Raw genomic sequence first — 25,828 nt, 5'->3', positions numbered from 1 at the left:
TTTTAAAATTAACCGAGGAAACAGTTGTTTTTTAACTCAGTTCTTTGTTGTAAACAGTTTTTTATTCACGTATAATTGTCGGTTCATATCTTTCGCTGAAAACTAAATACTTGTCCAAATTCCGAGCAATTTTATTCGCTAATTTGTCAAATAAATTGAAATCAATTTGATTTATTCTGTCTTGTCTTAAATTCCGCAATGGGTTTGATTTTAGTTCAGATTCTTGATGAAATAAAAACACACAGTATTCCTTTGAAAGCGGAAAGTACAATTCAGATTCGATTGGTATTATCCATTCGTGTTTTTCCTGAAAGTCAATGTATATTGGATTGTCAGATGTCAACCAGCCATAACCTTTAGGGCTTTTTAAAACTATTTTTTTGAAATGTCTAAAAACATAAACCATATGATTCATAAGAGTTCCAACAACAATATTCAAATGTGTTTCGGGTTTCAAAATATTTAAGAGAAATTCAGTTTGTCCCTCGTCTTCTTTGAATATAGTTATTTCATTCAATAATTTTTTTCTAGTATCAATATTGTCGATTAATCCTCTAATAAAAAATCTGAAATGAGTTGTCCTACATAAAATATTAGGGACGAAATGATTCAAAAGGTCTTTGTCTTTAGGTGTAAGTCTTTTTTGATTTTCAATGTTGTTAATTAGTCGATTGTAGTCGCTTTCTAATCTTCCGCTCAATGTTTCGAAATGACGTCGAAGTTCAAAGTCTTTAAACGGCAAATCAAAAACATTTTCCTCTGCTGTAAATTCTGAAATTTTTACATTTTCAGTTTTACCTTTACCTAATTCCATAATAGAAACCATCCATTCTTCATCTTCTTGATACCCGAATTTTTTCAAGTAAACTTGAGAAAGTCGATGTTGTTTTTGTATTTCTGGATGGTTTTTCAAAATTGTTTACAACGGTTCTGTATATGGTTTGTTGCGTGATTAAGTAACTAAGTTAGCAAATAAAAACCGAATAGAAAATTCGCGAGAATTTTCGTAAGCAAGCTAGAACTAGCAATAAATTATATACTTTGTTGTAGTGCGTTTTTTATTTCCGTTTCTATTTTCAAGTCAGAGTAAAATCCGACGTTATTTTTATTTTAAACCAATTTCATTTATGTTTTTGTCAATTCTTTTCCAGTCAGTTCCGAAAAAATTCCGTTCGTCATAATTTTCGGATAGTACTAAATAAAAATACTTGGTCAAATAATAGACTTCAGCATTTCGTTTCGCATATCCTAAAGCTCCAATATCTTTCATTTGAAATTCAACTTTATGATTTCCTTTATTTTCATTAATCAGTTTAACAGTTTGGGTTTTCCAAGTCGCAATATTGAATAGAATTTTTAAAGGATTTAAGTAAATCAGTCCAATGATTGTTAAAATTGGGATTGCCTTTCTTAAAATTGGTTCAGACAAATTTCGATTAGCTTTAAATTCCATTATGAGCAAAGGAATAGGTAAAATCAAAATTCCGTAATAAATTATTGCTTTTAAAAATTCGATTTTGGTTAGAAACAAGTCGAAAATGTCCAATAAAAAAAGGGACAAAACTATGTAAAATGTTATTCGGATTATTTTCAGCATATCGGTTTTCTCAAATGCACTACAACGGTCTTGTGTATGAAACGTAGCGTATAAATAAACACTTATTTTTCAGATTTAGCACGAGCCGAATTTTTAATTTTTATATTTAATTTTACTTTTTCAAATATACAAAATTAAAAATTTGGCGTACTTTGCAAATACACAAAAACCTCTCGGAAAGCCTATAATAGCTATGTTTTATACACGTTGTTGTGCATAGTGCTTTTCACGTTCAGCTTGGTTTTCCGATGTTTGTTATTTAGTTCCAAAGTGAGCGTTGGCAAGACATACTCTTTTACAGTTTTGGTGAAGCTTGGATGATGCGACTGTAAATGTGTATGGCTTTAAGCGTTGGCAATTTTACGTTAATTATTAAATCCATCGTCTTACTTTTTTTGCGTATTCTTTATATTCATTTCTGAATTCACGTTTTAAAAATTCTTCTTCCAAACGTATTTGTGTATTTATGCTTAAAGTAGATAATGAAATTATTAGTAATGTAAATGCATTAGGAATTACAAGGAATAACCCAATATTCGTAATCATTATTCCTAAAAATATAGGATTTCTTGAAATTGAAAATACTCCTTTTGTTACCAATTTGGTTTTGTTGTTTTCATCAATTCCGATTCTCCAAGAATTTGCCATTTGGCTTTGAGAAAACCAAACAAAAATCAGCGATACCAACAAAAGTACCCAACCAATTTTCTGTAAAGTTTGATTTTCCAAATACCAAAAAGGAAGTAAATATTGATACCATTCTTCTTTGAAAGCATAGATTCCTATAACAATTAGCTCAAGAACTGTGATAAATGTAAAAATCTTGCCATTATAATCGTGTGCATTATCTGTTTTTTCAAATGTGAATGGATTTATTCCAGTTTTTTTCCAAAGTAATACAGACCTTAAAACAAAGACCAATAAAAAATACAATATGAGATAAGCGAATAATAACATAATTTCTAATTTTATGTAAAAATGCTATAATAACCAATGCAATGGAAGTGCATTTATTGTCCGCTACATTTATCGCAAATGCCTTTTACAACCAAGTTTACGTTTTCTGAAACAAATCCATCAGGCACTTTTATTTGAGGAATTTTATGTTCTGTTAAACAAATGGTTTCGTTACAGTTATTACAATGAAAATGTAAATGCAAATCGGTTTCAATCTCACAATTACAACCTTTCTCACACAAAGCATATTTCGTAATTCCTGTGCCATCATCTATTTGATGCACAATTTCTTTTTCTTCAAATGTTTTAATAGTTCTGTATAATGTTGTCCTATCTGCTTTCTCAAAAGCATTTTCTATATCACTTAATGTAACTGCAACTTGTTTTTCGGCAAGGAACTTATATATTAATAAACGCATTGCAGTTACTCGAATATTTTTTGATTCTAAAAATTCTTCAATTGTTTTCATAATTAATCGTGGTCTTCGTTTCCAAATGGTTTAATAATAATTCCAACGCTAAAAATAAAACCATCAGTTGGCGCATAGATTTCTGGAAATTCTGGATTTTCGTGTGGTGGTAAAACCAAAGGTGAAAACCTACTTTGTCTTCTGTCTGTGAAATTTTCAAAGTTCACAAATGCACTACCAAATTTAAAATTACGCATTAAAAGTAAACCCATAGTTACAAAATCTGTCGTTTCTGTTCCGTTTGATAAAAACTGTTTTCCTGTATAAAATGTTTCGTAGCCAATTCTCCATTTATCAGATTCGTACATCAATACACTTCCTGCGTTATGTTTTGCGGTTAATGGTTTTTGCGGATTTCCAGCTAAATAGTTCAGTTTTGTATCTATAAAAGCGTAATTTAAAAACCATCTAAAATCTTTATAGGTAAACTTTATATTGGTTTCTGCTCCTTTACTTAAAATTTCATCAGTTGCATTTTCAAATGCAAACATTCCGCTGTCTGTACTATTTAACAGCAAACCGTTATTAATCGCAGTAACGTAAAAAAGTTGATTAATAGAAAAACCTATGGTTTCAAATAAACGTGTTTGATAATTGAAATCTAAATTTACACCATAAGAACGTTCTGCCTTTAATGAAGATTTGTCAATGCCAAGTACATTTTCAAAGTTTATAAATTCAGCCTCTTCTGTAAAAATATCTGGAATTTTGTAACCTAAACCACCACCAATTCTACTTGAAAATCCATTATCATTTTTATAAAGCACAGAAATTCTTGGAAGCGGAAAAAAGCCAAAATCAGTATTGTAATCTGCTCTTAATCCAGTTTCTAAAATCCAACTATCGGAAAGGTCATAAATATTGTTAGCAAACATACCGTAAGTGATGTCGGTTTGGTCACGTTGCAAAGTTGCATTATCATTTTCATCAAAGTTGGAAGTGTATAAATTTGCTCCAAAAATCCAATCCGCTTTTGAAGTCTCTCTTTGATAAGTGATTTCCGTAAATGTGTTGGTTTGTTTACCATCAAAATTGAAATCGGGAATCGTTAAATTTCTATCGAAAAAGGATACACTATTTTTAATGTTCAAAGAACTAATAGAATCTATTTGAGTTTTGTAAACTGCTTGACTACTCAATCTTTTTGAAATGTTTTCCTCTGTATATTGATGAATTCCATTTTCGCCACTTTCTATTTTAGTAATGTCTCCACCAATTCTATCGTCATAAGTTCCGTTTAGACCTAACCAAAACGTAGTTTTGGCAGATGGATAATAAAAGAATTTTGGATTAAATGAAATAGATTTAGTTTTTGGTAAATTACTAAAACCATCATCTTCTGGGTCATAAGCTTTTTGATAGTGACCAGAACCGTAAAGCGAAATACCAAACTTTTCATTCCGTTTACTGTAAAATACATTTGCAGTACTTCCCAACGCTTGTGTTTGCGTAAGCATAATATCTAAAGCAGGTTCTTCGTCAGGTGTTTTTGATACCATATTTATTAAACCTGCAATTGCTCCACCACCATAAAGTGTAGATGAACTTCCTTTAATAATTTCAAATTGTTGCAAATCTAAAGGTGGAATTTGTAAAATACTCAAACCACTTGAAAAGCCTCCATAAAGTGGAAATCCATCCCTCAAAAGTTGTGTGTAACGACCATCAAGACCTTGAATTCTAATGTTTGTACTTCCACTACTTAAAGATGTTTGTTGCATTTGTATTCCTGTACTTTCACGTAGAACCATTGAAATATTGGTTGGATTCATAATTGCTTTTTCTCCCAATTCCTCAACTCCAATAAATTCAATTCTTGTTGGAATTTTTTTTACGGTTCTTGTACTTCTTGAAGATTGTAATACAACTTCGTCCAATTCGTTTCCTCCACTTTTTAATTTGAAAATCAAGTCTGAATTACTTGGGATTTGAATAGTTGTTTTTAGAGTTTCAAAGCCTAAAAAAGAAACTATGATAATATGTTCGCCATTCGGAATTTCGTTAAAAGTTGCAATTCCGTCAAAATCGGTTACTGCTCCTTTTTCTAATTCCTCAAAATATACTGTTGCTCCAAATAACGGTTCGTTTTCGGATTCTGAAGTTACCTTTATTTGTATATCAGATGTTTGCGCTTTTATAGAAAAGCACGTTATAATTGTGAGCATTGCGCTCAATATGTATTTATTCATTGAAAATGTAAATATTAATTAACTTTAAAATTTTGACTTTTAGTCGATATTTTTAGCTAATTAATTGTGGCGGTTGCCAGATATTGGAATGAAAGTTAAATCTGTAGATTGATTGATAGACAGATAATATTTCTGTAGAGATTTGATTATTAACAACTAATTCAAAAGTTTGAATTGGTTCATATGTAATTGCGATTCCGCAACAATTACAAATACAAGTTATTGGACAAGTATCATCACTATCATTTTGATGATTGTGTTCAGCAGATATTTCTTCTTGATGTTGGTCTTCGGCATTATTTCCGTCAGAACAAGGTTTAATTGACAAACCAAGAATTAATAATGATAGTATGATAGTTATAAATTTCATTGGCACAAAGATAAATAAATTTCAATGCAATGGTGTTGCAAAGTTTTTTATTCCGATTGTCAAGAATGAATTTAGCGTTGGCAAAGAAACAGCTCTTTTGTTTTTTTAAGCGTTGGCTTTTCGCGTTGGCAAAAAAATAAATGTGCTGTTTGCGCGTTGGCTTTTTTAGTTCAAATGTTGATGTTTAGCACGATTTCCGCATTATGCACAACTTGTTTATATGCGGAACATTCCGTCTTATATCCTACCAATCTGGCGTGATATGCGGAAGTTACGGTTTAATTTATCACTATTATTTTTCACTTTTTATTTACTATATAAGAATGCAATTTAATTCTTAATTTAAATATTGTCGTAAGGATTTTTTATTCTACTTAAACTATTGTTCGATACATGGGTGTAGATCATCGTGGTTTTGGGACTGTTGTGTCCAAGCAGTTCTTGTATATACCTGATGTCGGTACCATTTTCCAACAAATGGGTCGCAAAACTGTGCCTTAAAGTATGTAACGTAATCCTTTTGTTTATTCTCGCTTTTTCAACCGCATGTTTAAGTATTCTCTGTGCACTGGCACTAGAATATTTTGCAGCGCCCTGCCCTTCGAACAAATACTCCTTGGGCCTATAAATCTTATAGTAGTCCCTTAATAGCCGCAAAAAAGATTCGGAAAGCAAAGTATACCGATCCTTCTTCCCTTTGCCCCCCTTGATATGAATTAGCATCCGTTTACTATCGATATCCCTGATTTTTAAGTTAATGGCCTCCCCTACCCGCAATCCGCCAGAATAAATAAGGCTTAATAAAGTTCTATGTTTAATATTTGTAATTACTTCGAAAAGCCGCTTTATCTCTTCCATACTTAGCACTACAGGTAGTTTTCGCTCCTTTTGTGGCCTTTCCAAGTGAAATTCATCGACCCTTTTACCTAAATAAAAAAGGTATTTCTTTATGCCGCTAATACATTGGTTCTGATAGGAAATAGATTTGTTGCGCCTTACTATGAAGTCATAATTGAAAGATTCGATCAGCCGCTTACCCATGTCGTCGGTATTCTTTAATTTAGCGTACCTAACAAAAAAAGTTGTTACTTCAATATAGGTATTGATGGTATTTTCGCTCAGTCTCCTCTGCCGCAACCATTTTTTGAACTTATGGATATCCTCCAACTGAGGCCCGTCCAATTCCGGTAAACAAATGGGCTTTTCAATGATTTTTATCGGTGCCTTACTTTTCAGACCACTATAGTCCACATAGCAATTTATTTTCCTTAAATGCTTGAATATTTTTCTTTTATTTTGTCCCGAGTGCCCTATATAAAAAGTCCGCTGTAGCGAACACCACTTTACATCGGGAAGTTTTCCCAGATGTAATCGTACGGAATCTTCATTGGCAAAGTCAATGGCGATGCGCTCTTCCCCATCTGCAGTAAATAATGTCAGCTTCACAGTAATCATACGATTTCTTCCCAGTATCGTGTATTATCAATGATACCCTATCAGCAATTATAGAACTACAATATATTCAATTCCAAATAATTACACAAGACCATGTCCACGGCATAGGTCTTCATCGGCTTTAAAATAAATAACGTCTATTATATTACCCTATACTTCCCATAGTGCCTTTAGCGGCTCCCTTTGGTCCCTGGCCTATCAAGGTGCGGGCCGGGCAAAGATTTTATAAAAAGAGCGAGCCTACGAGCCTGGTTATGCAAAGCGTCCCGGGCCGGATCTTCTTCCCTTAGACAATGGGAAACGGAGCCATGGTAAGTGAACTATATAATCGTGCCGCATTTCAAGACCTTTTTCATCTTCTGGTCATGGTAGTCCAAAAGTCCCGCCAAGGTATTATGGGTTACATCGCTGCCAAGGTAACGCTCCTTGACCGTATCGGCGGTAACGATACGTACCTCCTTTAGCAGGTCCTCGTGGGCCTTATGGAGCCTTGTCCTGGTGGCCTCTATCTTTCGGTTGACCAATTGGCCCTAGGCTCCGCTGCCCTGCATCTTTCCGGCGGACGGGCTCCACTTTTCAAGGGGAAGGTCCTATTTGAGGCTAATTTCCTTCGACCGGGCGATGACGGTAATCCTGACATACAAAAAGGGCTTGTTCGGGACTGTTCTTCTTTTTTCGTAAAAAAAAGGAAATGGAGAATGTTAGGTTCGTTCGCATCGTATAGGCTTTTTAAATGAAACAAAAACTCTATACGAAAGTCAAACTACACGTCCACCAAGGGCGGACAACAATACCAAAATACGAAAAAAACGAACTCACGATTGACTCACGATTTGGCGGAAAACTCACGGTGAACTCACGATTAACAGGATGGCAATTGTATCAAAACAAGGCATAAAAAAAGGTAACCGTATGATTTAAATACAATTACCTTTCGTATAACACATTTAATATGTTAAAAAGTCGGGATGACAGGATTTGAACCTGCGACCACACGCCCCCCAGGCGTGTACGCTACCGGACTGCGCTACATCCCGAAATCGGATTGCAAAAATATAAAAGTTATTTAGATAATCCACCCTATTTTTAAAGAATTCCTCAATTTTCTGTGCAACATCTTTTTTATCAAATCGTTGTTATTTTTTTAACCAAACCTTCCGTATATATGAAGTACGCTCTAAAAGAACTGACCTACATTTTCTTTTTGATTTTTTGCATCGCGTGTTCAAAGGACGAAGAAGACCATGCGCAAGAAATCGATTCTCCCGATATTAGCACCGGAAGCATAAAAATTTGTGAGGCCAAAGGCAATGGCAAACTTTATGAAGTCGGGCCGGGAAAAGAATATGAAAACATTATCGATGTCCCTACCGAAAATTTAGGACCCGGCGATGCCGTTCGAATCTATGCAAAAGACAAACCCTATTACGAACGTATCATCATAAGTACCCGAGGCACTGAAACCGAACCGATCTGCGTTTGTGGGGTTCCCGATGAAAATGGAAAACTACCTGTTTTAGACGGCACAAATTCTAGGGTAAGACCCATTGACCTCCGTTCGTATTTTAATTCTACCATAGCCTATCTCGGTATGGTCATAATTAGCGCAACATCCGACAACCACCCAGAGTATATCAATATCAGCAACCTACAGATACAAGGGGCGCATCAATACAAAGAAGACGACTCTCAAAAAACATATGAAATGGGTTCCGAAAAGCTAAAGCCCTTTTCAAGGGCCGCCTCCGGTATTTATATGCGGGGTGCCCATATCGAAGTGAACAACTGTATCATCACACATAACGGAAATGGCATTTTCGGCGCCTATAACAGCCCTAAAGACCCCTTGATAGATGTACGGTTGAACAACAACATCATTAAAGGCAATGGCACCTTCAACGTTTCCCAACAACACAATATTTATATCGAGGCGGATGGCCTTGTTTCCATAGGAAATCAATTCGGGCCCGTTCGCGAAGGTTCCCATGGAGCAAACTACAAAAGCCGGTCGGCAGGGGATGTTATCATGTACAATCGTTTTGTCGGCCCTGCAGCAAGACAGATCAACCTTGCCGAAACAGAAAATGCCGTAGATTACTTTCCGCAGTTAGATTCCTTTAAGACCACCTATTTTGCGGGTAATATCATAGAAGGAAGCAATCCGGGAGCCGGTACTATTTTGCATTACGGAAACGATGTCGATTCCGCATCGCCCGATGGCAAAGGAAATAGAAAAGGGACCTTGTATTGCTACAACAATACTTTTGTTTTAAAAGGAAACAACAAAGTAAGCTACCGTAAGATGTTTTTTGACCTAACCTTTTGCGAAGGCAGCTTGGAAGCCTTCAACAATATCCTCTACTATGAGAACGATGGTAGCGATCCCAATATACAGGTGAGCGTACTAAGAAACTCGGGGTCGGTCGACCTATTTTCCAATAATTTGATCAGCGATGCCACCGTAGCCGCCTATAGCACCAGGTTTACCGGCGAAGACCAAAAACGTTGTAGCAGCGGTAGCTTGTCATATGAAACCGTAGCGCAAATGATCGTTCCGGATCAAGACTTTTCAGTCGATCCCGCTAACGCCTATCAACTGCAAACCGGTTCAAAAGCTATTGATTCCGGAATGGAAATTCCGGCCTACGTCAAAAAATTAGAATATCAGTTTAAGTCGCCAAATGGTGTAGAACCTAGGGAAATAAAAGGGAAATCCATAGATATAGGGGCGTATGAATTCTAAATCGAAGCCGATATAACAAAAAACAGCAAGCCTTTTAGCTTGCTGTTTTTTGTTGCCTTACTCTAGGCTTCTTACCCATTCACAGAGGTTGTCCGTCCAAGTTCTTAAATAGGGATCCTTTAGTCCCAGAGAAAAGCCATGGCCTCCCGTCGGATATATATGGAGGGTGGCCGGAACATCGTTTTCCACCAAGGCTTTGTAGAATGCCAAGCTATTTTCGACCGGTACCGCCTTGTCGTCCGTTGCATGCAATAAAAATGTAGGTGGGGTATTTGCCGTGACTTGTTTCTCATTACTAAACCGTTCGAGCGCGCCCGGATTAGGATTTTTGGTCAACAGGTTAAACTGCGACCCCTTGTGGGTCGATGATTGATCAAAGGTTATTACCGGGTAACAGAGCGCCAGAAAATCGGGTCTGGCACTTAAGGCATCGATTGCATCGATTGGGGCGTATACCTTCTCTTCGAAATGGGTCCCTAAAGTGGAAGCCAAATGCCCTCCAGCGGAAAAGCCCATAGCGCCAATTTTATTGGGGTCGATATGAAAGGTTTCGGCCTTGCTACGCACCAATCTTAGGGCACGTTGGGCATCGATCAACGGAACGTCTTCTTGCTTGGTCTGAGATACCGATGAAGGTAAACGATACTTGACCACTATGCCGGCAATGCCTTTACTGTTCAAAAACTTGGCTACATCGGTACCTTCCCAATCATAGGCGAGAATGTGGTAACCACCCCCGGGAAAAATAAGCATAGCCTGCCCCGTGGCGTTCTTTTTTGAAGGCAAGTACACTTCAATTGTCGGCTCCTGTACCTTACTGATACGCAGTATATCTTTTCGCTCATGGACTTCCTTTTCGTCAGAAGCGACAGCGTTGGGAGTTTTGTCTTTGGGCCACAACGGTATTATGGCATCCTGCGAAAAAGCGTTTACACTCATAGCCAATACAATAAACAGTGTTATTTTTTTCATCTTCTTAATGCTCGTTATTGATTACAATTCCATTTAAAATTGGCCACCTTATCGTTTGAGCCGGCCTTTAGGTTATAATGCCACCATTCGGTACGTATCGACCAAAACCCGTGTTTTTCCATGGTTTCCTTCAAGAGTTTACGGTTGGCCAACACCTTTTCCGGCAGATCAAAATTATCGTGATAGGCGCGCTTACCAAAAAAATCGAAATCGGTTCCCATATCGAGTTCTTCCCCTTCCAAAGTTTCCAAGGTGATATCTACCGCCCCACCCTTATTATGTATGGATCCCTTTTTAGGATTGGCCACATACTGTGGGTTGGGCACGATCTTCCACATCTTATACTGTACCGAATTGGGTCGGTAGCAGTCGAAGAACTTTATCCGCACCCCGCTCTTCTTAAATTCCTCGTTCGCCTTCAATAGTGCTTTTGCCGTCTTAACACGGGTATAACACTCCGCGCAATCGTAGACTTTTTCCTTTAAAAAATTATTCTTGGTGGCATAGCGTAGGTCATATGCAAAACCGTCACTAAAATCGGCCAGGCGAACAAAGGTGGTATCGGCTAAATTTTCGAAGGTGCGAAAGGTTTTGGGGGCTGGTTTTTTTTCTTCCTTTAGAAGGGTATCCACCGCTTGGGCAGAGGGCATTACATGTTGTTCGGCTTCCTTTTTCCCAGATGTTGTTTCCTTGCATGCTACGAAACATAGGAGCAAGATAAGCGCACTATAAAAATTCCTCATAAAAATAAATTATCGGTCTGGCACAAAAGGCTTGTCCAGCTTTGATACCTTACCGTTTCTAGATTTTAAACTTTATTCGCAAGATATTACTTTCTAGCTATAACAATTACCCAATCTTTCCCTTTTTGTCCGTTATAGGCCGATAGCTCCACACTATTGGGCTTGGTTATCTTCCATCCCTCGTTTTGCTTATCGTACAACATACCGCCTTCTTTCGGGTCATAAAAAGCAATGGTAAAGGCGCCATCGCCAATCGTCAAGTCGGTGGTTTCGTTCTTGGGAAGATATACGAGGTAAATCTCATCTTTCTTGGCAAAACAATAGGCTTTATCATTACTTAAAAGTTCGTCATGGCACTGCATCGTTTCGTAAGGCAAATGGTCTTCAAAGAACTTTTTGGCATTCGCACTGATATTCCACCAGTTATCGCGGGCCCTGAAGTCCTCTGCAGAGATATCGTTGTTCGGAACGTCCTTACCCCCAAAATACCACGACGTACCGGCCGCGCCCGACATAAGGCTTCCCCATAGGCTGCTGCGCATCACCATATCGTGATTGTTGTTTGCCGCGGTATCGGTGGTAACACCTATGTCCCAATGGCCGATTTCATCGAGGTAGACCACCCACGGCTTTTTCTTCTTTCTGGAAAGATCCAACCATTTTTTTACTTCTTTATGTACCTCGGTAGTATCGTACATCTGCAATGAGGGGATCTCGAAATTACGATACCCCAACATGGGCGTGAACGTTTCCTTAATGGGATCCAATGGCCTACCTTCCCTCCGTTCGCCCGTAACCCGAACGTGGTTGTGTACGGCTATGGGGTGTTCGTAAGGATCTATACTGCGAATATAATCGGCATAACTTTTCAACTGTTCGGGGCTACGGTTGGTTTCTTCGCCCAAATTCCAAACAATTCCCAAGTGATGGCCAAAACGCGCTACAAGCTCTTTGTAGAAAAGCTTTCGTTCCAGCCCTAGTTCTCCCTGGTTCAAAACGGTATCGTTCTCCGTTTCTTGGGTAAATACGTTCATGGCCATGCCCAGTCGGTCCATATGGGTAAAAACGGTTTCCCATTGGTCCAATTTACTGACATCGTAGCGGGTCTGTTCATCAGGTGCTATCCAGGGCCATACATCATTGCCATCGCCATTTTCGTTCATGACCAAAAAATAAAGGCTGTTCATGCCCTTGTCCGAGAGGTAGTTCAAGGCACCGACTATCCCCTTGCCCCTATCATCGCCCCAAACGGGATCGTTTTCCTTCCAATCATCAATATGTGTCGGATATTCATGGAGCCCATCGTTCAGTGTGGGGGTCGCAGGCCCTCCGTTATCGTAGGTGCCATCAAATTCTGAATAGGCCAAAAAGTTTTCCGGACTACCGACCCCGTTCTTTAAAAAGGGTTTATGGGTTTCACTCTGTTTTAAGTAATGTGTTCCGTCATATGCAAGTTTTCCTGTACGGTAAAAGCCAACTGCGGTAGTGTCTACGGGCCCTACTTCAAATTCTCCCTTTATATCCCAGATATATTCGTTCTTTTTAGGAAGCGAAAACTGTTTGACGGCAATATTCCTGCCTTCCATCAGGAAGGCCCTGAACTTCCATATTCCGATGGTATTGGGCGAAAATTTCACCCTCCACTTGTTTCCGGCATCGGCACTGGAATTTGCAGCATCCCCATCCGCCGCAAAATAACCATGAACGTTATAGGTGGTATCCTTATTTGAAAAATTGACGACCAAGGAATAATCTAAAAACGGATTTATAGAATCGGTCTCCGATACCTGTGGACCCTCGAAGGTTAAGGTCACGGGCTGCCATTTGCGTAAGGTTCCTTCCAAATCGTAACTATCGGAAAGGTCTTTTTCATTACAGCCGCAGAGCAGTAAAATAAACGCACAGAGACCTACAAAATATGGCTTAACGGGGTGGGAATACATAAGTAGTATATTGATTTTATACCTGCATAAGATAGGTATTTTTTCCTTGAAAAAACGAACCTATCCGCAAATACACATTTGATTTTACGGCGGTCCTCTCCCTCGGTTATCGGGTCGGGGCGTATCGGTTTCTATCCACAAAAGACAAAGCCCCGCTTTTAAGGCGGGGCTTGAAGTCTCAATCTTAAGGAAGGGATTATTTCTCCAGCCCTTTTAAGTATTCTAAACTAAGTGGCACCTGTTCTACCACTCTCGAAGATTCATCTTCAATGAACATATATTCGATACCCAGTTTCTTGGCTTCGGCAACAATACCGGCAATATCTACTTGACCTTGCCCCAAGACGACATTGGTCTCATGATCTTCTTGGCCCGTGTTGTTCCCTTTTACCCCTTTCTCCATATCCTTCAAGTGAAGCAAGGTAAACTTTGAGGGATATTTTTTCATCAAGGCCAATGGATCGGCACCCCCGTGTTGGGCCCAAAACACATCTAACTCAAAGGTATAGTCCGTAGCATTCTGAACCATATAATCGAACAAGGTTCCATCTTCATAGGGTCGAAATTCGTATCCATGCGGATGGTAGGCCAAAGTGATACCGTTCTTTTTCAGCAATTTCCCCGCCGCATTGAACACCTTTGAGGCATGCTGCGTCTCTTCCAAGTCCCATTTATTATCATCGTGGGGTACCCAGGCGCACATGACATATTTGGCGCCATAGGCCTTGGCATTTTTCACGACTTGCTGTGGATTTTTTTCCAATTCTTCAAATTTGGCCCCTACGCTTACTACATCAAGATGATTTGTTTTTAGTAGTTTCTTGAAATCCTTTAGCGAAAGACCATAGGTTTCCCCTCCTTCGATTTTTGTGATTCCCCATCCTTCGATAAGTTTGAGCGTACCGGGAACATCGGTTTTAAACTGATTCCGTAAACTGTATAACTGCAGTCCTACCTCTTGTGCCGACAAGGACACGGTAAGGAAGCCTATGATTAAAAATGCACTAATTTTTTTCATTTTCCGATTTTAATTAAATCTATGGGTTTCCCCATATGGTGTTACAATTAAAGGCCGCTATAGAAAGCGGCCCTTCAACTATGTCAAAAGATTTCCATCTTCGTCCCATTCGGCAATGTCGTTCCTTTTGCTTTGGTCGACACATTTGGCGATCCATTCGGGATCGTATTCCACGCCGTGCTTCTTGAGCACCTCGTCGGGCACCCCGTCCCAAACGTTGGGCGAGTTCCCCTTGTAGCCCAGGTCGGCTATGCCTACCTTGGAGGTGTAATACCCGGTGACCACCAGGTTCCGCATAAGGGCGAAGAACTGTATCTCCAAGGGCTGTTCGTCCAGGGGGACGTCCATATCCCGATAACAGATGGTATCGAGGATCTGTTTCTGCTGTTCGAGGGTGGCCGTCTTGAACTCGGTCCCGAATTCGGTATTGCTCCGGTGGTCGAGCCACATCAGCCCTCCCAAAAGGGTGTTCTGCATATCGGGCATGTCCTTTCCGATAAACTCTATGAATTCGGGCACATCGGCCTCCAAGGGCCCTCCAAAGGGTTCCTTGGGGGGAAGGATCACCGTGCTGAGCACGGCGATGGTCTCCATTTCGTGTTCGTTGAACAAGCGCTCGGCATTGAGCTTTTCGATGCGCTCGAGTTCCTTGGGCGTACGCCCGAAATAATGGGGCTGCGCTGCTTCCTGAACGGCCACTTCCGTCTTCCCGTCCCCTTCGCCCTTACATCCGTGGAAGGCAAGTGCGGAAGCCCCCGCACCTAGGATCATGGTCTGTATACTCTTTCTTCTGTCCATCTTAGGCTATAGGTTTTGTTTTTTGATCTGTTCGATGATATAATCCGATGCCCTCCACGACAGGGCCAAAATGGTCCATGTACAGTTCTTGTCGGCCTGTGATACAAAGGGGCCCGCATCGACGATAAAGACATTGTCGACGTCGTGGAGTTGGTTGAACCTGTTGGTCACCGAGGTCCTGGGGTCGTCGCCCATACGCGTGGTGCCCACCTCGTGGATGATCTCGCCCGGGGCATGGAGGCCATAGTCCCTGTCCTTGCCGGGTTTGTTGAGATAGATGCCGCCCATGTTATGGGTGATCTCCTCGAAGGTATCCTGCATGTGCTTGGCCTGGCGCACTTCGATATCGGACCACTTATAGTTGAACTTCAGTACGGGGATACCGTAATCGTCGACCGTGGTGGGATCGATCTCGCAATAGTTGTCCTTTACCGCGAGGCCCTCGCCCCTTCCGCCGAAGCCCACTACGGCGCCATAGTACCTTTTGACCTCGTTCCTGAGCTTGTCGCCGTAGCCGCCCGTGGGCAGGCCCATGAGCTTGTTGAAATTGTCCTGGTCGAAGCCGAAGCCGTAGTTGGGCTGGCCCATGCCCCCCCATACCTCGATGTGGTAGCCACGGGGGAAGTCCAGTTTGTTGTTGTCGCCCCACCAGGGCGAGTAAACGTGCATGCCGCCGACCCCGTCCTCGTTATAGGACACGTCGCGGTCCATGAGGCCCGGGACGAACGCCGCGCCGCTACTGCCCGTCGAGTCGTGCAGGTACCTTCCCACTAGGTTGCTGCTGTTGCCCAGTCCGTTGGGGTGCTGCTTGCTCTTGCTGTTGAGAAGGATCCGCGCCGAGCTACAGGCGGAGGCCGCCAATACGACGATCTTTCCCCTTAGCTTGTATTCCTTCCTGTCCTCCTTGTCGATGTACGATACCCCGGTGGCCCTTCCCTCCTCATCGGTGGTGACCTCGCGTACCATGGCGTTGACGTACAGCTTTACCTGTCCGCCGTTCTTCTGTGCCGGGAAGATAAGGCAGCTCCCGGCCGAGAAATCGGCATATATGGAACAGGAGCGGTTGCACTGCCCGCAGTAAAAGCAGACCCCGCGTTCGTTGTTGATGCGCTTGGTAAGCATCGATAGCCGGCCGGGGATCACGGGAATGCCCGATTTCTTGGCGCCCTTTATATAAAAAAGCTCGTGGAGCCTAGGCTTTGGGGGAGGCAGGAAAAAACCGTCGGGATCGTTCTCCAGTCCCTCGTTGGTGCCGAAGACCCCGATCAGTTTGTCGACCTTGTCGTAGTACGGTTTTACGTCATCGTAACCGATGGGCCAGTCCTCGCCATGACCATCGCGGGTCTTGCCCTTGAAATCCTTCGGCCCGAAACGCAGCGATATACGGCCCCAGTGGTTGGTACGGCCACCGAGCATGCGCGAACGCCACCATTTGAAGGTCGTGCCCTCGGCATGGGTGTAGGGTTCGCCGTCAACGTGCCAATCGCCATAGGACATGTCGAACTCCCCGAAGGCACGGTCCGTGCCGGCGCCCCGCCTGGGGGAATCGTAGGGGTTCTTCAATTGGGTCATGGTCTTCGGATCGGCCGGGTCGAAAAAGGGGCCCGCCTCGACCACCGCGACCTTGAGGCCCGCATCGGCCAATTGCTTGGTGGCCATACCGCCACCCGCTCCCGAACCAACGATGATAACATCATAGAGTTCGGGCGATTCTTTAATCTGCATAGTTGAGTTGTTTTGTCTGTTTATTTTGTGTGTCACAATTTATAAATAAAAAGTATTGCAACACCACTTTTAACAATTGGATTATTGTATTCCTTGTGCTTAAAAGTTTCGCATTTGCCCTAAAGCCTCGTCAACGGACTTGACCGGAAGCTTGCATGTGGTATTCCGACAAACGTAAATAAAAGTGCCATCAGCCACATAACGATCTTTAAAGAGAGGGGCATTGCTTTCCACCTTACTACCTACCACTAGGGTATTGGGCAAATGGATTTCATTTAAGGCCTTTATTAAAACCTCAGCATCTTTTCCTACCACCGCAATCTCAAAATAAGGATAGGTATGGTTCAATAAAAGGGCATTCCACTTAGAATAGCTCGGTGCACTTTCCGTTAGGGCGGGCACCATTGCCGACAACATACGCTTCGCCTTTTCGGTATACCCCGTATTGTAGTCCAAATGCCCCAAGCGGAACAAATTATGGGCCATTACGGCATTAGGGGATGGCAGTACCCCATCGTCGGTTTTAATGATGCGGGCGATAAGGTCATTGCCCTCGTTATAATGGTACATCCCCGAAGCCTCATCGGCAAACCCTGCCTCCGCCTTAGCGTTCAACTCCTTGGCAAAATCTAGATATTCGGTATTCAGCGTAAGTCCGTAAAGCTCGAGGGAAGCATCGATCATAAAGGCATAATCTTCAATAAAACCCTCCTTGCGCTTGCTTCCCTTTTTAAAGGTATGGACCAGTTTTCCGTTTTGATAGGCATTCGACCGTATAAACGAAAACACGCTCTCGGCCTTTTCCAAAAAACGCTTTTGACCAAAAGCTTTATAGGCATCTACAAAGCCATTGACCAATAAGGCGTTCCAAGAGGTAATGATCTTATCGTCACTTCGCGGAAACACCCTTTTGTTTCTTTCCGCCAATAACTTTTTATTCCATTCCGACTTTATAAAGTTCAGCTTGCCCTGCTCAATATCGTGCTCCTTTACAAATTCAGCATCATCGACCTTTCTATGGAGCACGTATTTTCCGTCTTCCCAAACAGCTTCCTTATTTATGTTGTAATAGGCGGAAAAAAGCTCGAACCCCTCACCTAAGACCGACTTCAGTTCTTCTTCCTTCCACACATAAAACTTACCTTCCTCACCCTCACTATCGGCATCCAATGCCGCATGGTAGCCCCCGTTCGTATCTTTCATTTCCCTATCAAGAAAATCAATGGTTTCCCAAACCACATTTTTGTAGGCGTCATCCTTAAAAAGTGTATACGCCTTTGAGTACAGGCTTAAGACCTGGGCATTATCGTAAAGCATTTTTTCAAAGTGCGGTACTTTCCAAAAGGCATCGGTACTATACCTATAAAAACCACCACCGATCTGGTCATAAACACCCCCCAAGGCCATTTTATCCAAGGTGTTCCTTACATGCCTTTTAGCTTTGTCGTCACCCGTGAGTACGGCATAGTCCAACAAGAAACTTAGGTTTGAGGGAATCATAAATTTTTGGACACCCTTTTCCCCTCCTTCTTCCAAATCCCAATTCGGGCTCCAATTGGCGACACTGGTCTTTAGGGCCTCTTTGGTAATGGATTCGAATCCCTTCGCCGGCTCCACCAAATTGGCCTCGGCTATACCGGCCGCTACCATATCTGAATACTCCTCCGCCTTTTTCGGGTCGTTTTTGTACAATTCGCTTATTTTGGTCAGCACTTGCATCCACTGCTCCCTTGTGTGGTAAGTTCCTCCATAGAGCGGTTTCCCGTTGGGAAGGGTTATTACGTTCAACGGCCAGCCCCCACTTCCTGAGATCAACTGCAATGCCGTCATATAAACTTGGTCGACATCGGGACGCTCTTCACGGTCTACCTTGATGTTGATGAAATTTTCGTTCATGATTTTGGCCACTTCCTCATTCTCAAAGGTCTCATCTTCCATAACGTGGCACCAGTGGCACGAAGAATACCCGATACTGACCAATACCAACTTATTTTCTTTTTTGGCATCGTCCAATGCTTCTTGGCTCCAAGCCCTCCAATTGACCGGGTTATGGGCATGTTGCAACAAATACGGACTGGTCTCGTTGGCTAGGGCATTGGTATATTTATGTACTTTCACTTCTTGCTCGGTTTTATTTTCTTTACAGGAAACAACCATAAAAAGGGCCAGCATTGAAATACCGGTCAAACATCTAGAAAAACGTAAGGTCATAAAATTATTTTTTCCCACGAGATCAAAACAATACCGTGCGTTGAAATTAAAAAAAACGAACCGACGGCCGGTTACTCACTTATAAACGCTGAAGCCGGCAAACCCGCTCCATTAAAAAGATTCGGCTCGGCAATATTGCTCCAGCCAAAACGTACGTTCAAGGGTTCTTTTACCATCTTTGACGACAAGATCACTTTGTCTTGCTTGATGGCGGCTTTCGCCGGATGATATACCCCATCGGCACCGGCCACTTCAAAATGGGTTACTTTTTTACCCTTTGCCATGAGTCCCTTCGCATGGTCAAAGACGACTTCAATCTTTTTCCCCAAAGGATGGACCTCCTTAAAAAGCGGTCCGTAAACCTCGCCCTCATACTTTTGATAGGTTTCCTTCAGGGCCAAATTGGCCAATCGCAGACCTACATCCTGTTTATTGGTCGGGTGGATATTATCTATTGTGGCAATATCGCTCACTACCACCATACCCGAATTGGGCAAGGTCTCCAACACGCGTCTTTGTACATCCCTAATCCTTACCCCCTGCTCGGCTTCCTTATAGTTATAAGGTGCGATCTGCACGTAATAAAAAGGGAAATCGTATCCCCAAGCCTCTCGCCACGAGCCTACCATTTCGGAAAAAAGCTTGCCGTAAACATCCCATCTCCCTCTATTGGATTCCCCTTGGTACCAAATTGTACCCGCTATCTTAAAAGGCGTTATGGCATGTACCATTCCATTGTATAATTGTGAAGGGGAAACTGGGCTCCATGGGGTCTCTTCCAAGCTTTCGGCCGAGGCCTTTAGGTCTTCATTCTTGTCGAAAACAGACCTCGGGGTCCATACTTCCGCAGGAGAACCGCCCCACGCATTATCGATAAGCCCTATCGGTACATTAAGTTCTCCCTGTAGCCTTCTTGCAAAAAAATAGGCAACGGCACTAAAGGTTTTCATTGTTTCGGGTGTACAAACCTCCCAAGTCCCCGGCAAATCGTCTTGTGGATAATTGGAAGTTCTTCGGGCTACCGTAAAAAGACGAATATTGGGGTAGTCGGCTTTTTTTATTTCCTCTTCGGCATTATCTATACCCGCGTTTGTGGTAGCGCTCCACTGCATATTCGATTGGCCCGAGCACAACCAGACCTCACCGATCAGAACATTCTTCAATACAATTTCGTTTTCATTCCCCTTAAAGCTAATCGTGTAAGGCCCACCTGCTTCCGGGGTATCGATTTCCAATTTCCATTTCGCCTCAATGTTGGTCTTTACGTGATATTCTTGATTGTCCCAACCCGTGTGGACCGTAATTTCCTCTCCCGTATTGGCCCAGCCCCATAACGAGACCTTTTCGTTTCGCTGCAATACCATATGATCGGAAAAAATATGGGGCAGTTCGATCTTTGCCCATAAGGGCTGACAGGCCAATGTCATTAAAAAAGCGACAATCAAAAATTTAGGTTTCATATACGTTAGTATTGGTTTGATAAAGTTTTAAATATACCAATTTATTAAAGCACCCCAATACAATGCTGCAAATTGTAATGATTTAAATATCTTTAGGATATAAACCGAACAAAACGACCAATGGATACCCAAAACAACCTTTTTAGCAGACGTAATTTTATCAAGGGCACTTCAAGCCTCATCGCCCTTTCTTCCTTTGGTGCCTATGCCCTGGACTTTGATTACCGTGAAAAACCTTTTAAGGTAGGACTCATCGGTACAGGTTGGTACGGAAAGAGCGATCTATTTCGGCTGATGCAAGTAGCCCCTGTTGAAGTCGTTTCGCTTTGCGATCCCGATCGGAATATGCTTTCGGAGGCCGGAAAACTGGTTGCCCTCAGACAAAAATCCAAAAAGACACCACAGCTCTATACCGATTACAAAAAAATGTTGGCGGAACGCAACCTAGATATCGTGCTGATCGGAAGTCCCGACCATTGGCATGCCTTACAAGGCATAGAGGCCCTTAAGGCCGGTGCACATGTATACCTTCAGAAACCCATAAGTGTAGACGTTATGGAAGGTGAAGCCTTGGTGGCCGCCGCAAACAAATACGGCAAGGTAATTCAGGTGGGCACCCAGCGAAAAAGTACGCCCCACCTGGTAGAAGCCAAAAAGAACATCGTAGATGCCGGACTATTGGGTAAAATATCACATGTAGAAATCTGTTGTTATTACCATATGCGGGCCAATGACAACCCTCCCTTACAAGAGGTACCCGATTATTTCGATTATGAAATGTGGACGGGCCCCGCTCCCTTGAGACCTTTTGACGGCATGCCCCACAGACGATGGTGGCGTACCTTTATGGAATACGGCAACGGAATTATGGGCGATATGTGCGTTCATATGTTAGACACCGTTCGTTGGATGTTGGACCTCGGATGGCCCAATAAAATCAGCTCCACCGGTGGTATTTACGTGCAAAAAGACGGAAAATCGAATATTGCCGATACCCAAACCGCTATTTTTGAATTTGACGAACTCGACTGCGTATGGAACCATAGGTCATGGGGCACCCCTGCCGACCCCGAATACCCTTGGTCGTTCAAGCTTTATGGGGAAAAGGGAACGCTTTCGGGGGATATTAAAAAATACGATTTTGTCCCGACCGGAAAGGGTGAAAAAATTCATGGCGACGTGCTTTACGAAAGGGAAAAATATCCGGAAGACCTGACCGAAAAAGACATAGAACTACATGCCGCACCGGCCACACGGGCCCATATGATCGACTTTTTAAACGCCATACATACGGGAAGCATACCTGTAGCCAATATTCAAGAGGCACACATATCGACGGCTAGTTGTATTCTGGCCAACATGGCCATGAAACTCGAGCGTCCCTTGGTCTACGACCAAAAACAACGTATCGTGGTCAATGACCCCGAAGCCACCCAACTTTTGCAACGGACGTACCGGGAAGGATGGCAACATCCGCTTCCGAAAATGTTTGAGTAAGAAAAAAATTACGTTTTTCGTAATCAAGATTTACAGCAATTACTTCTTTTATCATAAATCCATGTTCATAATAAGGGTTTCTCAAAGTATGAGCGGTACAATCGTAGTATCCTTATTTTTAAATTATTTTGGCGTTATGGTTATGTCCATAACGATATAAATCGGCATCTTTGCCGAAGAAAATAAAAAACCATTAGCACTCAGCATTATGAAAAAATGTTTGATTACAGGAATAACAGGCCAAGATGGAGCATATTTGGCTGAATTTTTATTAAAAAAAGGATATCAGGTCCACGGACTAAAGCGAAGGTCATCGCTTTTCAATACGGATAGAATCGATCACTTGTACCAAGATCCGCATGTTGAAAATCGGAATCTTCACCTTCACTATGGTGATATGACCGATAGTACCAACCTAATTCGCCTTATACAGGAAATTCAACCCGACGAAATATACAATTTGGCGGCAATGAGCCACGTAGCGGTTTCTTTTGAAACTCCTGAATATACGGCCAATGCCGATGGTATAGGTACCCTTCGTATTCTAGATGCCGTACGTCTTCTTGGATTGGAGAAAAAGACCCGTATCTATCAAGCCTCGACTTCTGAGCTCTATGGTAAGGTGCAAGAAGTACCACAGTCGGAAACCACACCGTTCTACCCTCGTAGCCCATATGCTGTTGCAAAAATGTACGCCTATTGGATTACCGTAAACTATCGTGAGGCCTATGGCATGTACGCTTGTAACGGTATACTTTTCAACCATGAATCGCCTATCCGTGGGGAAACTTTTGTTACCCGTAAGATTACAAGGGCGGCTTCAAGGATCGCATTGGGTCTTCAAGACAAGGTTTACCTAGGTAACCTCGATGCAAAAAGAGACTGGGGCCACGCCAAGGATTACGTAAGAATGATGTGGATGATCCTTCAGGCCGATGAACCGGAAGATTGGGTCATAGCCACCGGAAAAACGACCACTGTTCGTGACTTCGTTAAAATGAGTTTCGCCGAGGCGGGAATCGAAGTTGCTTTTACAGGAGAAGGTGTTGATGAAAAAGGTACCGTCGTTTCTTGCAGCAACCCCGATTACCAAGTAGAGATAGGAAAAGAAATCGTTGCCGTTGACCCTAGGTACTTTAGACCAACGGAAGTAGACCTTCTTATCGGTGACCCGAGCAAGGCCAACAACAAATTGGGATGGACCCCAAAATACGATTTGAAAGATTTGGTGGAAGATATGATGCAGAGCGATTTAAAATTGATGAAGAAAGACACCTACCTAAAAGAAGGTGGCTATCGTATCATGAATTATTTTGAATAGCATGGACAAGGATGCAAAAATCTATATTGCAGGACACCGTGGCCTTGTAGGCAGCGCCATTTTAAAAAAGCTCAAGGCCGAAGGGTTTTCCAATTTCGTATTGCGTACGCATGCCGAACTTGATTTGACCGACGCCAATGCCGTAGCTGCTTTTTTTGCCGAAGAAAAACCAGAATACGTTTTTCTTGCAGCGGCAAAAGTGGGCGGTATCGTAGCGAACAATACCTATAGGGCCGATTTCATTTACGCCAACCTCATGATCCAGAACAACGTTGTACACCAAAGTTATGTGAACAACGTAAAGAAGCTTCTGTTTTTGGGCAGTACCTGTATTTACCCCAAGGCCTGTCCGCAACCCATGAAAGAAGACTATCTACTTACGGATACCCTTGAGTATACGAACGAGCCTTACGCCATTGCCAAAATAGCCGGTATTAAACTTTGCGAAAGCTATAATTTACAGTACGGCACCAATTTTATTTCGGTCATGCCCACCAACCTGTACGGCCCGAACGATAATTTTGATTTGGAAAAGTCGCACGTACTTCCTGCCCTAATCCGCAAAATGCATTTAGGCAGGGCCTTGGAAGCGCAAGACTGGACAACGGTGCGTAAAGATTTGAACGAGCGCCCGATCGAAGGTGTCGATGGCAAGGCAAGCGAAAGCGAAATCTATTCCATCTTAGAAAAATACGGCGTTAAGAAGACCGACGACAAGGTAAGTGTCGAAATTTGGGGCAGTGGAAAACCCATGCGTGAGTTTCTCTGGTCGGAAGACATGGCCGATGCGTGTATTTTCATTATGAAAAGCAGAAATTTCGAAGACACCTATGCTCCTGCCGAGAAGGAAATCAGAAATACCCATATCAATATCGGTACGGGCAAAGATCTCTCTATTCGCGAGTTGGCCGAATCCATAAAAGCTATGGTCGGTTTTGAAGGTCCTTTAAAATTCAATGCCGACAAACCCGATGGCACTATGAAGAAATTGACCGATGTCTCTAAGCTTCACGGTTTGGGCTGGAAGCACCAAATAGATCTTGAAGAAGGCATTAAAAAAATGTACGATTGGTACCGTTCCGCCTAAGGAAGCCTTCTATTACATAAAGTAAAACCCGAAATACATGGCTAAAAGCTGTATTTCGGGTTTTTAATTTTACTCGGTTTTAGGCCCAAGGCATGCCTACACCAGACCTGTATCTTTCCAGCTTTTTGAATTGGCCGAATTGATAACGGCCTCACAAACCTTTTGGGTCATCAAGGCATTTTCAAAAGTGGGCTCACAGGCTTCCCCGGTTTCCAAACTTTTTAAGAAATCGGCCACTTGGTGCACAAACGAATGTTCATAGCCGATAGACGTACCCGGAATCCACCATTTATCCATATAAGGCTGGTCACTGTCCGTTATCAAGATCCTGCGCCATCCCCTCACCACGGCATCATCTGCATGGTCGTACATTTCAAGGTAGTTCATATCGTGCAAATCCCATCTCAAGGAAGCATGTTCCCCATTGATTTCCAAGGTATTCAAAGCCTTATGCCCCCGGGCATAACGGGTGGCCTCAAAAAGGCCCAAGGCCCCGTTCTCAAAGTGGCAATGAAAAATACAAGCATCATCTATGCTTACCTTTGTGACCTCACCGGTATCTTGGTGTACGCGTTCCTTTATAAATGTCTCGGTTACCGCAGACACGTCTTTAATCGGTCCGTTCAACCACATGGCACTATCGATACAATGCGCCAAAAGATCTCCCGTTACTCCTGAACCCGCAGCTTCGGCATCTAATCGCCATAGGGCCTCGCCACCTTGTGGCAGCTCGGGGTTGATGGTCCAATCTTGTAAAAAATTGGCCCTGTAGTGGAATATCTTACCCAGCTTACCCGAATCGACGATCTGTTTGATCAAGGTAACGGCCGGTATACGACGGTAGTTATAGAAAACGGTATTCGCTACACCGGCCTTTGCAATTGCATCGACCATAGGCTGGGCTTCCGCTACGGAACGCGCCAAAGGTTTTTCGCAAAGTACCATTTTACCCGCCTCGGCGGCCGCAATGGCAATATTGGCATGCATGTGGTTAGGGGTACAAATATCGACAGCGTCAATATCGTCCCTGGCAATAACCGCCCTCCAATCCGTTTCATACGACTCATAACCCCATTGCTCGGCAAAGGCCTTTACCTTTTCCTCGGTTCTGGCACACACTGTTTTGAGCACCGGTCGATATTCAAGTTCAGGGAAAAAATCACCGCTACGCTTATAACCGTTTGTATGCGTTCTTGCCATTAAACCAGTACCTATCAATCCTATCCGGAGTTCTTTTTTGTGTGCCATTTATCTGTAGTTTTAAATTAAAAA

At 42.5% G+C, this 25,828-nt stretch carries 21 protein-coding genes and 1 tRNA gene; 4 read left to right on the top strand and 18 right to left on the bottom strand.

Translation table 11 applies throughout. The features are described from left to right. Positions 1 to 61: 61 nt before the first annotated feature. From ZOBGAL_RS15080 to ZOBGAL_RS15045, 9 genes are all read right to left on the bottom strand, one after another. Positions 62 to 913 (bottom strand): DUF4238 domain-containing protein, encoded by an 852-nt coding sequence (locus ZOBGAL_RS15080; protein WP_013994525.1) that lies wholly within the window; start codon positions 911 to 913, stop codon positions 62 to 64. Between the two features lie 192 nt (positions 914 to 1,105). Beyond that, positions 1,106 to 1,531 (bottom strand): hypothetical protein, encoded by a 426-nt coding sequence (locus tag ZOBGAL_RS15075; protein WP_148560716.1) that lies wholly within the window; start codon positions 1,529 to 1,531, stop codon positions 1,106 to 1,108. 438 nt (positions 1,532 to 1,969) lie between these two features. Then, the gene (locus tag ZOBGAL_RS15070; RefSeq protein ID WP_013994523.1) at positions 1,970 to 2,554 is read right to left on the bottom strand and encodes a methyltransferase family protein; all 585 of its coding nucleotides are present in this window, start codon (positions 2,552 to 2,554) and stop codon (positions 1,970 to 1,972) included. Between the two features lie 53 nt (positions 2,555 to 2,607). Further along, complete coding sequence (locus ZOBGAL_RS15065; RefSeq protein ID WP_013994522.1) at positions 2,608 to 3,024, bottom strand: Fur family transcriptional regulator; 417 nt, start codon at positions 3,022 to 3,024, stop codon at positions 2,608 to 2,610. Between the two features lie 2 nt (positions 3,025 to 3,026). Beyond that, positions 3,027 to 5,213, bottom strand: a complete 2,187-nt coding sequence (locus tag ZOBGAL_RS15060; protein ID WP_013994521.1) for a TonB-dependent receptor — start codon at positions 5,211 to 5,213, stop codon at positions 3,027 to 3,029. A 52-nt stretch (positions 5,214 to 5,265) separates the two neighbouring features. Continuing rightward, positions 5,266 to 5,583, bottom strand: coding sequence for a DUF6660 family protein (locus tag ZOBGAL_RS23160; RefSeq protein WP_013994520.1), 318 nt, complete (start codon positions 5,581 to 5,583; stop codon positions 5,266 to 5,268). Positions 5,584 to 5,925: 342 nt separating this feature from the next. Further along, positions 5,926 to 7,038 (bottom strand): tyrosine-type recombinase/integrase, encoded by a 1,113-nt coding sequence (locus tag ZOBGAL_RS15055; RefSeq protein WP_013994519.1) that lies wholly within the window; start codon positions 7,036 to 7,038, stop codon positions 5,926 to 5,928. 320 nt (positions 7,039 to 7,358) lie between these two features. Then, positions 7,359 to 7,562 carry a hypothetical protein gene (locus ZOBGAL_RS23390; protein ID WP_013994518.1) on the bottom strand — a complete coding sequence of 68 codons (204 nt, stop codon included), beginning with the start codon at positions 7,560 to 7,562 and terminating at the stop codon, positions 7,359 to 7,361. A gap of 439 nt (positions 7,563 to 8,001) precedes the next feature. Beyond that, positions 8,002 to 8,075: transfer RNA gene (locus ZOBGAL_RS15045), tRNA-Pro, on the bottom strand. 128 nt (positions 8,076 to 8,203) lie between these two features. On the opposite strand from ZOBGAL_RS15045, the gene ZOBGAL_RS15040 reads away from it, so the two are divergent. Continuing rightward, on the top strand, positions 8,204 to 9,781 hold the full coding sequence (locus ZOBGAL_RS15040; protein ID WP_013994516.1) for a hypothetical protein: 1,578 nt from the start codon (positions 8,204 to 8,206) through the stop codon (positions 9,779 to 9,781). 57 nt (positions 9,782 to 9,838) lie between these two features. Here ZOBGAL_RS15040 and ZOBGAL_RS15035 read toward each other — a convergent pair whose 3' ends face one another. The 8 genes from ZOBGAL_RS15035 to ZOBGAL_RS15000 all read right to left on the bottom strand — a co-directional run bounded on the left by ZOBGAL_RS15035 (position 9,839) and on the right by ZOBGAL_RS15000 (position 20,651). Continuing rightward, on the bottom strand, positions 9,839 to 10,753 hold the full coding sequence (locus tag ZOBGAL_RS15035; RefSeq protein WP_013994515.1) for an alpha/beta hydrolase: 915 nt from the start codon (positions 10,751 to 10,753) through the stop codon (positions 9,839 to 9,841). Positions 10,754 to 10,767: 14 nt separating this feature from the next. Beyond that, positions 10,768 to 11,496: a M15 family metallopeptidase gene (locus ZOBGAL_RS15030; RefSeq protein WP_013994514.1), complete on the bottom strand. Its 729-nt coding sequence runs from the start codon at positions 11,494 to 11,496 to the stop codon at positions 10,768 to 10,770. An 86-nt stretch (positions 11,497 to 11,582) separates the two neighbouring features. Next, entirely contained in the window at positions 11,583 to 13,439 is a 1,857-nt protein-coding gene (locus ZOBGAL_RS15025; RefSeq protein WP_013994513.1) for a DUF5060 domain-containing protein, read from the bottom strand. A 196-nt stretch (positions 13,440 to 13,635) separates the two neighbouring features. Continuing rightward, positions 13,636 to 14,457, bottom strand: a complete 822-nt coding sequence (locus ZOBGAL_RS15020) for a sugar phosphate isomerase/epimerase family protein (protein ID WP_013994512.1) — start codon at positions 14,455 to 14,457, stop codon at positions 13,636 to 13,638. Positions 14,458 to 14,535: 78 nt separating this feature from the next. Beyond that, positions 14,536 to 15,255 (bottom strand): gluconate 2-dehydrogenase subunit 3 family protein, encoded by a 720-nt coding sequence (locus tag ZOBGAL_RS15015; protein ID WP_013994511.1) that lies wholly within the window; start codon positions 15,253 to 15,255, stop codon positions 14,536 to 14,538. A gap of 6 nt (positions 15,256 to 15,261) precedes the next feature. Then, the gene (locus ZOBGAL_RS15010; protein WP_013994510.1) at positions 15,262 to 16,980 is read right to left on the bottom strand and encodes a GMC family oxidoreductase; all 1,719 of its coding nucleotides are present in this window, start codon (positions 16,978 to 16,980) and stop codon (positions 15,262 to 15,264) included. Positions 16,981 to 17,079: 99 nt separating this feature from the next. Then, complete coding sequence (locus ZOBGAL_RS15005) at positions 17,080 to 19,191, bottom strand: thioredoxin domain-containing protein (protein WP_013994509.1); 2,112 nt, start codon at positions 19,189 to 19,191, stop codon at positions 17,080 to 17,082. A gap of 71 nt (positions 19,192 to 19,262) precedes the next feature. Then, complete coding sequence (locus ZOBGAL_RS15000) at positions 19,263 to 20,651, bottom strand: sialate O-acetylesterase (RefSeq protein ID WP_013994508.1); 1,389 nt, start codon at positions 20,649 to 20,651, stop codon at positions 19,263 to 19,265. Positions 20,652 to 20,771: 120 nt separating this feature from the next. Here ZOBGAL_RS15000 and ZOBGAL_RS14995 point away from each other — a divergent pair, with 120 nt between their 5' ends. From ZOBGAL_RS14995 to ZOBGAL_RS14985, 3 genes are all read left to right on the top strand, one after another. Next, complete coding sequence (locus tag ZOBGAL_RS14995) at positions 20,772 to 22,148, top strand: Gfo/Idh/MocA family protein (RefSeq protein ID WP_013994507.1); 1,377 nt, start codon at positions 20,772 to 20,774, stop codon at positions 22,146 to 22,148. Positions 22,149 to 22,356: 208 nt separating this feature from the next. Next, positions 22,357 to 23,469, top strand: coding sequence for a GDP-mannose 4,6-dehydratase (gmd, locus tag ZOBGAL_RS14990; protein ID WP_013994506.1), 1,113 nt, complete (start codon positions 22,357 to 22,359; stop codon positions 23,467 to 23,469). Position 23,470: 1 nt separating this feature from the next. Continuing rightward, positions 23,471 to 24,556: a GDP-L-fucose synthase family protein gene (locus ZOBGAL_RS14985; protein WP_013994505.1), complete on the top strand. Its 1,086-nt coding sequence runs from the start codon at positions 23,471 to 23,473 to the stop codon at positions 24,554 to 24,556. Positions 24,557 to 24,652: 96 nt separating this feature from the next. Here ZOBGAL_RS14985 and ZOBGAL_RS14980 read toward each other — a convergent pair whose 3' ends face one another. Further along, complete coding sequence (locus ZOBGAL_RS14980; RefSeq protein ID WP_013994504.1) at positions 24,653 to 25,804, bottom strand: Gfo/Idh/MocA family protein; 1,152 nt, start codon at positions 25,802 to 25,804, stop codon at positions 24,653 to 24,655. Positions 25,805 to 25,828 lie beyond the last annotated feature (24 nt).

This window comes from Zobellia galactanivorans, from assembly GCF_000973105.1.
GTDB lineage: Bacteria > Bacteroidota > Bacteroidia > Flavobacteriales > Flavobacteriaceae > Zobellia > Zobellia galactanivorans.
Note: the sequence above shows the minus strand (reverse complement) of the source record. Positions and strands in the feature narration are given on the sequence as shown.

Excerpts from the sequence above, each read along its gene's own strand:
- ZOBGAL_RS15070 (WP_013994523.1), bottom strand. The coding sequence starts at position 2,554 with ATGTTATTATTCGCTTATCTCATATTGTATTTTTTATTGGTCTTTGTT.
- ZOBGAL_RS15065 (WP_013994522.1), bottom strand. The coding sequence starts at position 3,024 with ATGAAAACAATTGAAGAATTTTTAGAATCAAAAAATATTCGAGTAACT.
- ZOBGAL_RS15060 (WP_013994521.1), bottom strand. The coding sequence starts at position 5,213 with ATGAATAAATACATATTGAGCGCAATGCTCACAATTATAACGTGCTTT.
- ZOBGAL_RS23160 (WP_013994520.1), bottom strand. The coding sequence starts at position 5,583 with ATGAAATTTATAACTATCATACTATCATTATTAATTCTTGGTTTGTCA.
- ZOBGAL_RS15055 (WP_013994519.1), bottom strand. The coding sequence starts at position 7,038 with ATGATTACTGTGAAGCTGACATTATTTACTGCAGATGGGGAAGAGCGC.
- ZOBGAL_RS15040 (WP_013994516.1), top strand. The coding sequence starts at position 8,204 with ATGAAGTACGCTCTAAAAGAACTGACCTACATTTTCTTTTTGATTTTT.
- ZOBGAL_RS15035 (WP_013994515.1), bottom strand. The coding sequence starts at position 10,753 with ATGAAAAAAATAACACTGTTTATTGTATTGGCTATGAGTGTAAACGCT.
- ZOBGAL_RS15030 (WP_013994514.1), bottom strand. The coding sequence starts at position 11,496 with ATGAGGAATTTTTATAGTGCGCTTATCTTGCTCCTATGTTTCGTAGCA.
- ZOBGAL_RS15025 (WP_013994513.1), bottom strand. The coding sequence starts at position 13,439 with ATGTATTCCCACCCCGTTAAGCCATATTTTGTAGGTCTCTGTGCGTTT.
- ZOBGAL_RS15020 (WP_013994512.1), bottom strand. The coding sequence starts at position 14,457 with ATGAAAAAAATTAGTGCATTTTTAATCATAGGCTTCCTTACCGTGTCC.
- ZOBGAL_RS15015 (WP_013994511.1), bottom strand. The coding sequence starts at position 15,255 with ATGGACAGAAGAAAGAGTATACAGACCATGATCCTAGGTGCGGGGGCT.
- ZOBGAL_RS15010 (WP_013994510.1), bottom strand. The coding sequence starts at position 16,980 with ATGCAGATTAAAGAATCGCCCGAACTCTATGATGTTATCATCGTTGGT.
- ZOBGAL_RS15005 (WP_013994509.1), bottom strand. The coding sequence starts at position 19,191 with ATGACCTTACGTTTTTCTAGATGTTTGACCGGTATTTCAATGCTGGCC.
- ZOBGAL_RS15000 (WP_013994508.1), bottom strand. The coding sequence starts at position 20,651 with ATGAAACCTAAATTTTTGATTGTCGCTTTTTTAATGACATTGGCCTGT.
- ZOBGAL_RS14995 (WP_013994507.1), top strand. The coding sequence starts at position 20,772 with ATGGATACCCAAAACAACCTTTTTAGCAGACGTAATTTTATCAAGGGC.
- gmd (WP_013994506.1), top strand. The coding sequence starts at position 22,357 with ATGAAAAAATGTTTGATTACAGGAATAACAGGCCAAGATGGAGCATAT.
- ZOBGAL_RS14985 (WP_013994505.1), top strand. The coding sequence starts at position 23,471 with ATGGACAAGGATGCAAAAATCTATATTGCAGGACACCGTGGCCTTGTA.
- ZOBGAL_RS14980 (WP_013994504.1), bottom strand. The coding sequence starts at position 25,804 with ATGGCACACAAAAAAGAACTCCGGATAGGATTGATAGGTACTGGTTTA.